Raw genomic sequence first — 13,505 nt, forward strand, 5'->3', positions numbered from 1 at the left:
GCAGGACGATTTTTTTTGCAAGGGGATGAGTGGTGAACATGTCACGTAACTTTATATATGGGCTGTTATTGAGCGGTACAACCATGATTGCGTGGGGAATGATTGCGATAGCATTGAAATTATCGAATGATTTTGCGGATCCGGTAACACTCACATGGCTGCGTTTTACGGTCGCGGGTGTCATCGTTTGGTTATGGCAAAAACGGAACAATCGTTTAGTTCAGTATCGGCAATTAAAACGTTCACAATGGCTGCGATTAGGGCTAGCCGGGGTGTTATTAATGATTAATTACACCTGTTATGCATGGAGTTTGGTTTATCTCACACCGGGCTCTTCTCAATTAAGTATGCAAATGGCGCCTTTGTTTTTGGCGGTTGGGGGCGCGGTTTTCTTTAAAGAATACATTTCGTGGCAGCAATGGGGATGTTTTGCTTTGTTGTTTGCGGGGCTGTTGATCTTTTTCCATCCGGTTCTACGCAGTGGCAGTGAGACTGAAACCGCTGTTTTACTGACGGGGCTGAGCATTATTTTTGTGTCTGCGCTGGCATGGAGCCTGTATGCGCTGGTTCAAAAATCTCTCTTTAAACACCTTGATTCATCCAATATATTGTTGGGGATTTATCTCATGGCGATGGTTGTCATGTTGCCTCTGACATCCCCAGCAGATTTGCTGAAAATGTCGTTGGAAGAGTGGTTGATTGCCCTGTTTTGTTGCCTGAATACGGTCGTGGCTTATGGGGCGTTTGCCAAATCGCTGACATATTGGAAGACGGTACAAGTGAGTTCTGTGATTGCAGTGACTCCCGTCATGGCTTTCTTACTGACAGAGTTATGTGTTGCCATGGGATGGTGGACAGACGTGATAGAGCCAGCACAAGCGGACTGGCTGAGTTTATGTGGGATGGGGCTGGTCGTTTTTGCGGCGATTAGCGTTCAATTGGTGAATGTTAAACGTCGTGAACGGGTAACGAGTGAAGTAACAGAGCCATCGACGGCTTAATTACGGGGACAGGCACTTTCGTTTGCTGATTTGAAGTGTGTATTCGTATGAAATAGAGTATGTATTTGCATGAAATAAACTGCGTGCCCACATAAAATAAAAAACCATGCTGTAGATTTTATATCCGGCATGGTTTTTTGGTTCTTAAGACACTCTGAATCCTGCATCTTGAGGTTACTTGGGTATAGAAACAATCAGGTTACTTTGTTTGTGTTTCAATAATCGCTTGAGATAGTCCGTTTAGATAAGAGGTGAGTACCAAATCGATTGATAAAATATTTTTGTACCAGCCATTCCAGATTAAAAAGCAAGTGATTAACGTTTTTAAATCTTGTTCTAAAGTCTTGCTTTCGTCTTTTAGTATATTTAAACCATAGAGAGCGAAATCCTGTCTGATATCGTCTTCTTTTAAATTTTCCACAAACGTTGTCAGGTCGGATTTCAATTTTTCTTGAGTGATGGCAGGAATGTCTAAACTCAATCCTTTCATTTTTATAAAATAGAAAGCGGTACAGGTTTGTAGGTTCTTTGTTTGTTTTTCTAGCCAAGCTGCACTGTTTTTGAATGTGCTGCCATCCCACCCATCGAGTCCAATTGATTCACCAAAACGTAAATAAATGGATGATTTTAATTGTTCCCGCTCTCCAGATTGAGTGCCATTACCGTAAAAATCTTCAAATATTTCAGAGACGTCTTTTCCATTATATTTATTACTGCTGGCATTACCTGCCATAATCATCCCATCGACATTGGCTAAATTTTTATAATAAGCACCAAATTGATCAATGATGTTCTGTTTTTTCTCATGTTGTTTGGTTTTTGGGAGAAGATGATCCGTTATTTGATGTTGTAGTAAAAATTCCCCGGTGATTTCTGATAAGTCACCAAGCCATCCTGATGCCATCAATCGATCTTCAACAACAGGGACAATATCTTTTATCTTATCCCAGATTTTGGGGTTTTCAATAATGCTTTCTGGTACTGGTGTGAGTGGGCCGTTATGGTTGTTAGCGTCTAAAATGGCAAAGATATGTGCGACATCGTATAGATCGTTATTTGACAGCACAGTCTCATGACTATGTCGCATTTTTTGAGTGTAATCACTGGCAGGGAAAGGCGTGATGTCTGCTGTTTCGGGGATGAGAATCTTATTCCAACCAAATGAATTATAATAAATTTTTCTAAATTTGGTTAACATCAGGTTTGTGTCATTTTCTAAAGATGAATTGTCTGCTTCTACCGACTTCATAAAGCCGATATATTCTGACATTTTATAGGTGTCATCTTCTGGCTCATCATTATGGACAGACTCTCCGAAATTAAAATTAAAAAGTTCGACGTCTTGCGTTTGCATTTGATTACTCCTGTCAAATTGATAGCTTAATACGATGCCTATTGTGTTTAGCTTTTATTCAAATAGGGTATTATCTTGTTGCTTGATGGAAACTTGAAAGCAGCTATTCGACTAATTGTTATATTTTTTTTGATATAATGTAAAGAGAATCCCCTATTTAACTAGGGATATTTTTACTAAATGCTAAGTGTGGTCGGTATTCGATAAATAGGCTTGAATCGTATAGCGCTTACCTTGCCGACAGGCGTTGGATTGAGCGACAGATACGAGAGGAGGAAATCGGTCATATGGGGCCTCATCAGTCTGAAATTGTGATGCGATTATCTCTTGGACAGAAAAAAGAGAGCCTCAATTGATGCGCTCGACTGGAACGAGCGCATGGTCTCTGGATTGGGAAAAGCGCAATTATATCCGGTAAAACGTCAATTATATTTGGTAAAAAGAACAATCCACGTCATATCAGAGTTTCTGTCCTTTATTTCTATTTGGAACAAGTCACCTCAATAAAAAACCACGCTGAAAGATATGGATTCCCTCAGCATGGTTTTTCGTTGTAATTGATTGTCGCTTTCGCCTTTATTTCATTCTCACATCATCCATACGGATACGATATGACAATCACAATCCGATTACTTGGTTAAACTCAACGCTTCATTCATCACATGGAAGATATAGTTTTGTTCTACAGCACCCTGAAAAAGATAAGCTTCAGGACCGCGAGCGAAAATCGCTACATCTTCCCCAGAGTGGGTTTCAGAGGACAGTCTCACCAGCGATTGCTGCCGGTAGTCTAGATCTAATACTTCTTTTTCTGTGGGGTTAGAACGAGCACCTTTGACAGCTCCCGGCCCATTGCCGTATGACAGCGTGGTATAACGTTTACCGTAATCATCAACGTTGTACTGACCGTTTCTTTTTGACAGACCAAGAATCGGGTTGCCGCGATCAGCATAACCATTTGAAATTAAAGTGTGTGCATGGTCTGCGGTCACAATGATAAGTGTGTCTTCAGGGTTGGTTTTGTCTAATGCTGCTTTGATTGCATCATCATAAGCAACGGTATCAATCAGGGCCCGGGCTGCATTGCCAGCGTGATGGGCGTGATCGATACGTCCGGCTTCAACCATCAGCAGATAGCCTTCTTTATTTTTGGACAGAATATCAATCGCTTTCGCGGTCATTTCTGCAACGGATGGTTCACCGTCTCTACGGTCAGCTTCATACTTCATATGGCTGCTTTCAAACAGGCCAAAGGCTTGTTTGGTATGATCATTCAGCGCATCAAACCCTGTTTTGTCATAAACGTATTTGGCATCTGGGTGTTTTGCCTGCCATTCTGAAATCAGGTTACGGCCATCTTTGCGCTTACCTTTCTTACCTTCTGGGTCAACCATTGTGGCTGGTAAGAACTCGCGACGCCCACCACCAAAAACCACATCCATGCCTTTACCACCGTTGAAATTGATCAGTTGCTGTGCGATATCAATACAACCTTGGTTTTTAGCAATGTTTGGGAGTTTTGAGTCATTTTCCCAGTTACGATCGGCTGAATGAGCGTAAGTGGTTGCTGGTGTTGCATGGGTAATGCGTGCCGTTGAAACTACACCCACGGACAATCCTTTCTCTGCTGCCATTTCCCAAGCCGTTTTGGCTTCGTGGCCGATTTGGGTATTACAAAAGCCTCTTTGAACGTTGTCATCAACACTGATAATGCCTTGTTTGGTTTTAACCCCAGTGACCATTGCACTTGCAGTACCTGCTGAATCAGGTGTTTGGGCATCAGTATTGTAAGTTTTAGAGAGTGCGACGTAAGGTAACTGCTCCATTGCGAGCTGATACTCTTCGCCCTGCATACCGCGCCGTTGTCCCTCATAGATTCGAGCGGCGGTGATCGTGCCGACACTCATGCCGTCGCCAACGAATAGAATGACATTCTTAGCTGGTTTAGCGATGGGCTTATTTGCTTTTGCTTTAGCAATTTGTTGCTGAGCTTGAACAAACCAAGCATCGTTCTTTTGCGGTGTATTCATTTGAGACGTTTGATCGGTTGAAGTACAACCGACCAGTGACGCCATCAGTCCACTGGCTAATAAAAGATGGTTATTTTTCACAAAAATTCTCCGTGTTTTCTTTTTTATAATATCCACTGATACCACATTGAGATTCGTCCTCTATTAATACGGAAAAACATGAATCATTTGTGAATAAATCATGAAACTTTTGTGTGGCTATATTCTTTATCGACTGATTCAGTATATTGAGGAGCAAGAGAAATCAGCCCTTAAAATACAGTTTTGGATGAATCTATGATTGAAAGAAATACGATTTGGTTTTTGTTTTTCTTGGTTGGGTTAGGTTTATTGTCTGATAGTGTCAGTGCGCAGACTCGGCAACAATCAGTCATGACATTATCATGGGAAGACTTGATTCCCGAGGGAGAACAGCATCCTGATCCACCGGTCCGTGCGACACCCATTGACCATGACAATGATACGCCACCCCAGTTGAAAATAGGGGGTGTCCGGCACGACTTGGATGGAAAAAGAGTGAGAATCCCGGGATTTGTCATTCCACTGGAGGGAGACGATAAAACAGTGACCGAGTTTCTGTTGGTCCCATTTCTCGGTGCATGTATTCATGTGCCGCCACCGCCTCCGAATCAGATTATTTATGTCAAATTTGAGCATGGGGCGCCGATCCGGCAGTTATGGGATATTGTTTATGTTGTCGGTCAGCTCAAAACAGAAACAATGAATCTGGATCTGGGAGAAACGGGCTACGTATTGTATGGGCAAGATCTCGATGACTATGAGTCAGACGGATGAATCGATCAATTGAGAGGACCAATTCAGAGGACAGGCACCGCAGCGAACTGCTGGCCTAATAACCAATTTTCTATTTTGACGATAGCGAGTTGGGACGTAGGTGACAAATCTGTATGGTGATGAATAGGTAACGCTATGAAGCGCAGGTCGTTTTGGTTATCCTAAGCCCTGAATCGGAGTTGGATGGAGGTCACGATGGCGAAGGATTGGGATGAACTCGCTACGGCTTGGGAATCTGATCAGGTCAATAGAGAGCTGACAGAAAAAGTATTTGCTGAATTAACAAAGAATATTCATTTGGAAGGCAAACACATTCTGGATTTCGGATGTGGAACTGGCTTGTTAAGTGAGTTGATGTCGCCACAAGCTCGTTCGGTTGTTGCATTGGATTCATCAGAGGCCATGATCGAAGAGCTCGATAAAAAAGAACTGACAAATGTTGAGCCTGTTGTTGACGCTTTGACGAGAGGGCTCGTTGCTCAGCATCCAGCTTTTCGTAAACAGTTTGATTTGGTGGTTGCCGTCTCTGTGTGTGAATTTTTACCTCATTTGGCGGAATCTTTAGAGATTATTTATTCGCTGCTTAATCAGGGGAGTACATTTATTCACTGGGACTGGATCATTGATGATGAGGACCGTACATCAGGCTTAGGTATGGTTGAAATGCAGGATGAGTTAATTCAGGCGGGTTTTGCTCAGGTGAACGTTACTCAGGTCTTTAAGGTTAAAACTGCACGCGGCGTCATGTCTGTTATGATGGGAGTTGCGGTTAAATAATTGATTGTGACAACTCGACACGTTTCAATTGTCATTTCAAGATTCGTTTTAGAAAACAGCGCCATTGATGCGCTGTTTTTTTATGCCTCCTTTTACTTCACTTTTCTCTCCTTAAGCCTTTCTTAAGTTTTCTATTTTATGCTGATTTCAGGTCTTCAAGAGGGTTGAATGATGCAGGCAGCACTACGCAATTCTTCAATGAAATTAGAGATGATTAGCGAGACGCATCCAATGCGTCATCAGGTTGAACGGTATATAGCCGAAAGATATTCATATGCATTTGATGCCAATATTGAGCAATTCATGCCACTGTTTTTAGCATTGTTACTGGGAGAGGATATTCAGTCCATTTGTGGTTATCGAGCCGCCTCTGAAGCCCCGTTATTTCTGGAGCAATATCTGGACTTGGCCGCTGAAAAGGCAGTTTCTGAGGCTTTTGCCCAGCCGATTGAGCGTACGACGCTGATTGAATTCGGACAACTGGCTTCATTTTCCAAAGGGATATCACCATTTCATTTTTATCTGATCGCACAACGCTTGGTTGAGATGGGATACCAGTGGTGTATCTGTACGGTCACGGATCCGCTGTATGCACTGATGAAGCGCTTAGGACTTAACCCTGTCGTGATTGCTCAAGCGGATGCTCAACGAGTCAATAATGCAGCGCAGTGGGGGCGCTATTACCAGCTTCGTCCCCGGATTGTCGCTGGCGATCTGCAACAAAGTCTGGCCCATCTGAAGCGTTATTGGTTGACTAAAGGTATCGGTATAGAGTGAGGCATTATCAATGAGTGGAACCATATTATCTGCATTATTTTCCCATGCGACCCAGCGTCCGGATGCCATTGCATTTATCGGTCAGAATACGCTTGGTGAACCAGAGACACTGACGTTTCAACAACTGTCTGAACAAGTGTGCCATTATGCTGGTGTATTCAGCGACTTACAGTCACGTTGTGTCGCTATCTATGCAGAGAACAGCTTGTCCTGGCTGATTGCCGATTTAGCTGCAATGTATGCACAAATTCCTTGTGTGCCACTGCCTAAATTTTTTAGTCCTGCCCAGATTGAACACGTTCTCTCTCTTACGGGGACAGACACGCTTATCTATGACCAGCCTTTGCAAGGATTTGAGTCTTGTGGTGAGCTGCAAGAGTGCGCCATTGGGCGGCGTTCAGCACTCAACCAGACATCTAAACATTCTCGCAGTGTTCACGGGGGAATTCTTCCGGGGACAGTCAAAATTACGTTTACCTCGGGGTCTACCGGGCAGCCGAAAGGGGTATGTTTGAGCCAGCAGAACCTCGATCAGGTGACTTCGAGTCTGGCGCAGGAGATGGCTAAACAACGTGACTTAGAAAAACATCTGGTGATGTTGCCATTATCCACATTGCTGGAAAATATCACTGGCGTGTATGTCCCCTTAGTGCTTGGTTTGACATCGGTGGTATTGAATGGTGCATCTGTCGGGCTGCAGGGCTCTAGCCAGTTTTCTCCGGAGCAATTTGCAGGTGCATTGATGACATACCAGCCTCATTCGCTGGTACTGACACCGGCGCTGTTGCATGCATTGATCGCTGTAACTCATCACCTTCCTCAACTTGCCGCGTCGCTTCAGTTTGTTGCTGTCGGTGGTGCCCGAGTCACGCCACAAACATTGGCTGAAGCCCACCACTTAGGGTTGCCGGTGTATGAAGGGTACGGGTTATCTGAATGTGGTTCGGTCGTTAGTCTGAATACACCGGGTGCCAATAGCCCCGGCACCGCAGGAAAAATTCTGCCCCATGCTGAAGTGCGGATTACAGATGATGGTGAGATTCTCGTCAGAGGTGCTGTTGCACTCGGGTATATCAATCAGCCTTTGGCTTCAGAATGGGTTGAGACCGGTGATCTGGGCTATGTTGATGAGCAGGGCTTTTTATCGGTTCAGGGGAGAAAGAAAAATCAGATCATTACTGGATTTGGCCGCAATATTTCTCCCGAATGGATTGAGTCGGAAAGCCAACAATGGGATGCCCTGCGAAGCCTGATTGTTGTCGGTGAAGCCAAGGATCGACTCATGGGGGTTGTTCTGTCTCAGGATGTGGAAAAAGTGACGGCTGCAATTGTCGCGTTGAACCGTCAGTTGCCGGATTATGCGCATGTTTGTCAGGTGCTCTTGGTTTTATCACCGCAAGAATACCGAGCATTGCTGACGGCAAATGGACGCCCTAAACGGCATCTGGTTGAAGAACAGGTTAACTTGTGGAGCAACGATATTGCGTCCTTTGAGAACATCATAAAGCGAATTGATCTTTCATTTGAACATTGATTGTGGAGTCGAACCAATGAGTAATTTTTTTAATCAACTACAACAAGCAACTCAGCCTGCCCGTGAAACGATGTTATCTGCACCGATTATCGCTGCATGTCATCAGGGCGACATTAATCTGGCTCAGTATCAGGCATTTCTGACACAGGCATACCATCATGTGAAACATACTGTGCCATTGCTCATGGCATGTGGCGCTCGCCTTGGCGAAGAGAAAGAATGGCTGCGGACTGCGATTGCCGAATATATTGAAGAGGAAATCGGTCACCATGAGTGGATTTTAAATGATATTCGCGCTTGTGGCGGTTCTGCCGATGATGTGCGCCACAATCAGAATGACGGTGCGGTTTGTGCAGCGATTGAATTGATGGTCGCTTATTTATATCACCAGATTGACCGGGGTAATCCGTTGGCTTTATTTGGTATGGTTTGGGTCTTGGAAGGGACGAGTGTTGGTATCGGTGGGCAGGTTGCTCAACAGGTTAAGCAGACCCTCAATTTACAGGATGACGCATTGACTTATCTGACTTCTCATAGTGAACTTGATCAAGAGCATATTCAGTTTTTTGCCCGCCTGATGGATCAGATCACCGATCCGGATGAGCAGCAAGTGATCATCCGTTCTGCCAATATGGTATTTCAGCTGTACGGACAAATGTTACAGACGCTAACCCAATAAACGACGACTCATTGTCGTCAAGGAGCAACAGGTTATGAGAGCGAGTATAAGAAACCGGATAATGACAGCATGCTGCCTTTTGATTGGGTCATCATCCGTATGGGCAAGTGGTGCTGACCCACTGGTCACAATTCAGAAAAAGTGGGCCGAGTGTCAGTATCAATCGAAGGATGAGGATCAGCAAATTTATTGTCTGGAGAATCTGGTTAAATTGAGTGAAAGCTCGCTGCAACATGCTCCGGATCGGAATGATTTAAAAATCTGGCTGGCAATTAGTCAAAGTTCACTGGCGGGAGCAGACGGTGGATTGGGTGGGCTCTCTTTGGCAAAACAAGCCAGAGCCTTGCTGGAAGACGTGGTGAAGGCAGCACCAGAGACGTTAGACGGATCAGCATATGTCACATTAGGGACACTGTACTATAAAGTACCGGGATGGCCCGTTGGGTTTGGTGATGATGATAAGGCTGAAGAGATGCTCAAAAAAGCTTTGAAATATAATCCCAATGGGATTGACCCCAACTATTTTTATGGTGATTTTCTGGCGGAAGACGGACGCAAAGCTGAAGCGATTGAATATCTGAAACGTGCGGAGGTGGCGCCGCCAAGAGCAACGAGACCGCTCGCTGATCAGGGACGGATGGCCGAAGTTCATCAACGTTTGAAAGAATTAGGTGCGCAATGAGACTATTGCTCGTCGAAGATGATGTGTTATTAGGACAGTCGATGGTGACGGCATTGAACCGTCAGGGTTACACAGTTGACTGGCTTGAACGAGGTGCCGGTGTTGTGACTGCTCTGAAAACAGAGCAGTTTACTGCGATTATTCTTGATCTCATGCTGCCTGATATTGGTGGATTTGAGGTTCTGAAAGCGGTGCGGCGTGCGGGATATTCGCTACCGATTATGATTTTAACCGCACGTGACGAAATTCAAGATCGCGTGAAGGGACTAGATGGCGGAGCCGATGACTATCTGGTGAAGCCATTTGCGTTAGAAGAATTACTGGCGCGGTTACGCGTGATGATTCGGCGACTCTCCGGTGCGACCGATAGTCAGGTGGAAGTCGGAGATTTAGTGCTGTCTCTGGACAGACAGGTTGTGTTGTACCAAGGACAGGCACTGAAGCTGACCAACAATGAATTTAAGCTGCTGGCATCGCTGATGAATCAGGCCGGACGGGTGATGAGTAAAGAGCAACTTCAGCAATCGTTACACGGTTGGGATGAAGGCAGCAGTGATAATGCAATTGAAGTGCATATCCATAATCTGCGCAAGAAAGTTCCGGGAAATGTGATAAAAAACATTCGTGGTGTAGGGTATATCATTGAAAAATAGTAAGAAAATGTATTCTATCAAAAAACGTATTACGTTATCGATGATTGCGCTTTCCTCGGTGTTTATTCTTATTTCCTTGTTTTTCAGCTACAGCTCCTCACATCATGAAATTTTGGAAGTCTATGATGCGCGCCTGGGACAGACAGCCAAACTCTTTTTATTAAGTCTGCCGGATTCCGGCACGCTACAGGTGAGTTCTGAAAATGTCAGACAGTTAGATAGCTGGATGCAAAATATCCGAAATGCGCATAGTGAGGACGCAACCGCTTATGGGCATCCCTATGAACAGAAATTGCTGATTCAGTTGTATCGGGATGGCAAAGTCGTCTGGGGCTCGCACCTGCGCAATCATGTGATCGTGCATGATCCGACTTATTCCGGGTTTGGCTATGTTGATATCGCCGGCAAGCAATGGCGGTATTTTCAACTCCCCTTACAACGCCACAATGCTCAGCATTCTGAATATATTATTGTTGCGGAGCAGCAAGCGGTCCGTAATGAGATGATTACCGAACTGGCATTTTCCACACTGGTACCACAATTGGTACTGATCCCGTGTTTAGCGTTGGTATTGTATTTTTTGATTGATCGCCATTTCGCACCGATAACCGAATTACAACAGGCCATTTCCCGACGGAGTGTGAGTAAGCTTGACTCCGTGACCGTCGGGCTCGATACGACTGAGTTGTCATCGTTAGTGACAACCTTAAACCGATTACTTGCTGAACTGGATAGTGCGTGGAAACGAGAAAAACGTTTTACCGGTATGGCCGCTCACGAGTTAAAAACACCGCTGGCTGTATTGCGACTGAATGCTGAAAATGCCTTAAACAGTGAGCGTGAAGAGGAGTTACATACCGACTTACACAATATTTTGCGAGGTATTGAACGTTCAGACCGTCTGATTCAACAGTTGCTCACTTTAGCCCGAGTTGAAAATATTCACAGTATGGAACGGGCCGAGATCAATTTGAAACGCTTAGTTCAATATGTCATGGGAGAACTGGCACCGTTGGCGTTGCGCAATAAACAGGAGATGTCGCTGAGCGGCGATGACTGTTTGATCCCCGGAGATGAATCATTACTGGGAATTTTACTGAGTAATCTGATTGATAATGCAATTCGCTATGCTGGCGAGGGGCAACAGATCATGGTGACGCTGAAAGATTTGCCGGATAGGGTGCAGGTTTATGTCGCTGATACCGGTAACGATCTTACCGCGGAAGCGCGTGAAAAATTGTTTGAAAGTTTTTATCGTTCAAATCGGGAAAGAGGCGATGGCGCAGGATTGGGGCTCGCGATTACAAGAGATATCGTCAAGCTGCACCATGGAACGGTTGAACTGCTGCCCCGAGAGAATAACACCAATACTTTTTTTGTGTCATTCATGAAAAATCAGCATGAGCGCTAACCTTCTTTTTGTTGCAAGTAAAAATTGTTGAAAGCAAAAAATGAGCAAGAGACAGAATCATATAAGGAACATTGCATGGATTTGAAGCGTAAACGTGTGTTGTTGACGGGCGCCTCAGGCGGTATTGGTCAGGCGATGGCGATTGAGCTGGCATCTGCGGGTGCACATCTGGTTTTAGTCGGACGACACCATGAGAAGTTAGAAGCGGTCAGAGCGACTCTGCCTGAGCCGGAAAAACATGTGGTTTTTCCGGCCGATCTGACCTGCGAAGCCGATCTGGAACGACTCAATCATACTGGCAATCAGCTTAATCAGTCTGGTGAGGGAATCGACATCGTGATCAATAACGCAGGTGTGAATGAATTTAATCTGCTTGCCAATCGCACCATTGCGTCCGTACAGCAGGAGCTGAATGTGAATCTGTTAGCACCGATGTTAGTGAGTAAAATGGCGCTTAATTGGTTGAATCGCCCGGGGATTATTTTGAATATTGGTTCGGCATTCGGGGGGATCGGTTATCCGGGTTATACCGTTTACTGTGGTGCTAAAGCGGGGATGTACCGTTTTAGTGAAGCGCTGGATCGCGAATTGGATGGTTCTGGGATTCGGGTACTGTATGTCGCGCCCCGGGCAACGGATACTGATTTAAATTCATCACTGGTCAAACAGATGAATCAGGAGCTCGGGAACCGCAGTGATTCACCACAGGTCGTTGCAAAACAGGTCATCGAGTCCTTAAAACATGAAACAACCTCGCGTTGGATCGGTTGGCCGGAGAAATTGTTTGTCCGGGTGAACCAGATTTTCCCTGCCGTTGTCGCTCAGTCGATCCGCCGCCAGCAAGCGAGAATCCATCATTTCATCCGTCTTATTCATTCAGAAAAACAATGAAAGCTGACCCTCAATGCGTCGCTCATGCCGCTCAGTGATATTTTCAGCGAAATAATGGCTCACCAAGAACGATAGACGTTCCATTATTGACAATAACCACTTATTATCTGTGCCAATTTGGTGGGAATCTCTCAGACTCTCCCTTTCTTTTTATGGATGAAAAGTTATGGATAAACAAGGAGTTCAAGGCGAATGGGTGAACTGATACAACAAGGCGTGTCTGGCTCCCTGATCGGAGTGGTCATTTTTTACCTGCTCAGCTCATTGCTCGTCAAACAGTGGATTCGTATTGATATTTACCAACTGCTCCTATTTATGGCCGTTGCGTTTCTGGTGGCCATTGTTTGTGAGGTCGGTCTTGGTAAGTTGTATTACCTCGTCATGGGTAAACCACTCTGGCAATATCATGTCTGGCCCATTCACGATGGTTACACCTCAGCACTGAACTTCATTATCTGGCCAGTTTATGGTTTCTACCAATACTGCCTGCATCATGTGCTGACGCGCAAAAAACTGCACTTGCGCCCCTATTGGCTCATGGGTCTGGCATCCGGCTTGGATGGGCCGATACTGGAGATTCTTGCCAATGGCTTTTTCTTACTGTTTTATCAGACCTTCTACTTCTATTATTTACCTGATGATATGAAGCACCTTACGTCAATCCAGGTTGTGCCCTTGTACATGATTATGGGAGTGATGCTTTCGGTGGTACTCGAACAGGTACGCGAGCGCCCCCCGAGCTGGCTATACCCGATTGTATTTTACGTTGCGGGGGTCACCTTTATTGTCACTGGCTAATCAGTAAAAATTTTAAAAAGGGTGAAATTACCTTAGATAACTGGAAATGCTACTTTGGGTGGTTTCAATGTTTTGGCTATTGGCGTTGATCATATGGAAGGTGGCACTGAAACATAAATGTGC

At 44.9% G+C, this 13,505-nt stretch carries 13 protein-coding genes; 11 read left to right on the forward strand and 2 right to left on the reverse strand.

The window, feature by feature from the left end; all coding sequences use genetic code 11:
* The first annotated feature begins 38 nt into the window (after positions 1-38).
* On the forward strand, positions 39-1,001 hold the full coding sequence (locus BSQ33_RS20690; protein WP_198298208.1) for a DMT family transporter: 963 nt from the start codon (positions 39-41) through the stop codon (positions 999-1,001).
* A gap of 199 nt (positions 1,002-1,200) precedes the next feature.
* Here BSQ33_RS20690 and BSQ33_RS20695 read toward each other — a convergent pair whose 3' ends face one another.
* Positions 1,201-2,355, reverse strand: a complete 1,155-nt coding sequence (locus BSQ33_RS20695) for a hypothetical protein (RefSeq protein WP_021021313.1) — start codon at positions 2,353-2,355, stop codon at positions 1,201-1,203.
* Between the two features lie 629 nt (positions 2,356-2,984).
* Complete coding sequence (locus BSQ33_RS20700) at positions 2,985-4,466, reverse strand: alkaline phosphatase (protein ID WP_232472006.1); 1,482 nt, start codon at positions 4,464-4,466, stop codon at positions 2,985-2,987.
* 195 nt (positions 4,467-4,661) lie between these two features.
* Here BSQ33_RS20700 and BSQ33_RS20705 point away from each other — a divergent pair, with 195 nt between their 5' ends.
* The 10 genes from BSQ33_RS20705 (at position 4,662) to BSQ33_RS20750 (ending at position 13,382) form a co-directional block, all read left to right on the forward strand.
* Entirely contained in the window at positions 4,662-5,180 is a 519-nt protein-coding gene (locus tag BSQ33_RS20705) for a DUF3299 domain-containing protein (RefSeq protein ID WP_088135207.1), read from the forward strand.
* A gap of 195 nt (positions 5,181-5,375) precedes the next feature.
* Positions 5,376-5,957, forward strand: coding sequence for a class I SAM-dependent DNA methyltransferase (locus BSQ33_RS20710; protein WP_021021317.1), 582 nt, complete (start codon positions 5,376-5,378; stop codon positions 5,955-5,957).
* A 171-nt stretch (positions 5,958-6,128) separates the two neighbouring features.
* Positions 6,129-6,734 (forward strand): thermostable hemolysin, encoded by a 606-nt coding sequence (locus BSQ33_RS20715; RefSeq protein WP_027694334.1) that lies wholly within the window; start codon positions 6,129-6,131, stop codon positions 6,732-6,734.
* A gap of 10 nt (positions 6,735-6,744) precedes the next feature.
* Positions 6,745-8,268 (forward strand): AMP-binding protein, encoded by a 1,524-nt coding sequence (locus tag BSQ33_RS20720; RefSeq protein ID WP_088135208.1) that lies wholly within the window; start codon positions 6,745-6,747, stop codon positions 8,266-8,268.
* A gap of 16 nt (positions 8,269-8,284) precedes the next feature.
* On the forward strand, positions 8,285-8,947 hold the full coding sequence (locus BSQ33_RS20725) for a TenA family transcriptional regulator (RefSeq protein ID WP_027694336.1): 663 nt from the start codon (positions 8,285-8,287) through the stop codon (positions 8,945-8,947).
* 34 nt (positions 8,948-8,981) lie between these two features.
* Complete coding sequence (locus tag BSQ33_RS20730) at positions 8,982-9,629, forward strand: tetratricopeptide repeat protein (protein WP_051116224.1); 648 nt, start codon at positions 8,982-8,984, stop codon at positions 9,627-9,629.
* On the forward strand, positions 9,626-10,282 hold the full coding sequence (locus BSQ33_RS20735; protein WP_027694338.1) for a response regulator: 657 nt from the start codon (positions 9,626-9,628) through the stop codon (positions 10,280-10,282). Before BSQ33_RS20730 ends, BSQ33_RS20735 begins: the two co-directional genes overlap by 4 nt.
* On the forward strand, positions 10,272-11,693 hold the full coding sequence (locus BSQ33_RS20740; RefSeq protein ID WP_088135210.1) for a sensor histidine kinase: 1,422 nt from the start codon (positions 10,272-10,274) through the stop codon (positions 11,691-11,693). The genes BSQ33_RS20735 and BSQ33_RS20740 overlap by 11 nt, the downstream gene beginning before the upstream one ends.
* A 75-nt stretch (positions 11,694-11,768) precedes the next feature.
* A complete protein-coding gene (locus tag BSQ33_RS20745) occupies positions 11,769-12,584 on the forward strand; it encodes an SDR family oxidoreductase (protein ID WP_088135211.1) in 816 nt (271 codons plus the stop codon).
* Between the two features lie 192 nt (positions 12,585-12,776).
* The gene (locus BSQ33_RS20750; protein WP_088135212.1) at positions 12,777-13,382 is read left to right on the forward strand and encodes a hypothetical protein; all 606 of its coding nucleotides are present in this window, start codon (positions 12,777-12,779) and stop codon (positions 13,380-13,382) included.
* The last annotated feature ends 123 nt before the right edge of the window (positions 13,383-13,505 follow it).

The organism is Vibrio gazogenes (genome assembly GCF_002196515.1).
Taxonomy (GTDB): Bacteria; Pseudomonadota; Gammaproteobacteria; order Enterobacterales; family Vibrionaceae; genus Vibrio; species Vibrio gazogenes_A.

What these genes read in the sequence shown, in the direction of transcription:
- BSQ33_RS20720 (WP_088135208.1), top strand. Translation starts at nt 6,745, where the DNA reads ATGAGTGGAACCATATTATCTGCATTATTTTCCCATGCGACCCAGCGT.
- BSQ33_RS20715 (WP_027694334.1), top strand. Translation starts at nt 6,129, where the DNA reads ATGCAGGCAGCACTACGCAATTCTTCAATGAAATTAGAGATGATTAGC.
- BSQ33_RS20735 (WP_027694338.1), top strand. Translation starts at nt 9,626, where the DNA reads ATGAGACTATTGCTCGTCGAAGATGATGTGTTATTAGGACAGTCGATG.
- BSQ33_RS20730 (WP_051116224.1), top strand. Translation starts at nt 8,982, where the DNA reads ATGAGAGCGAGTATAAGAAACCGGATAATGACAGCATGCTGCCTTTTG.
- BSQ33_RS20690 (WP_198298208.1), top strand. Translation starts at nt 39, where the DNA reads ATGTCACGTAACTTTATATATGGGCTGTTATTGAGCGGTACAACCATG.
- BSQ33_RS20725 (WP_027694336.1), top strand. Translation starts at nt 8,285, where the DNA reads ATGAGTAATTTTTTTAATCAACTACAACAAGCAACTCAGCCTGCCCGT.
- BSQ33_RS20705 (WP_088135207.1), top strand. Translation starts at nt 4,662, where the DNA reads ATGATTGAAAGAAATACGATTTGGTTTTTGTTTTTCTTGGTTGGGTTA.
- BSQ33_RS20710 (WP_021021317.1), top strand. Translation starts at nt 5,376, where the DNA reads ATGGCGAAGGATTGGGATGAACTCGCTACGGCTTGGGAATCTGATCAG.
- BSQ33_RS20695 (WP_021021313.1), bottom strand. Translation starts at nt 2,355, where the DNA reads ATGCAAACGCAAGACGTCGAACTTTTTAATTTTAATTTCGGAGAGTCT.
- BSQ33_RS20750 (WP_088135212.1), top strand. Translation starts at nt 12,777, where the DNA reads ATGGGTGAACTGATACAACAAGGCGTGTCTGGCTCCCTGATCGGAGTG.
- BSQ33_RS20745 (WP_088135211.1), top strand. Translation starts at nt 11,769, where the DNA reads ATGGATTTGAAGCGTAAACGTGTGTTGTTGACGGGCGCCTCAGGCGGT.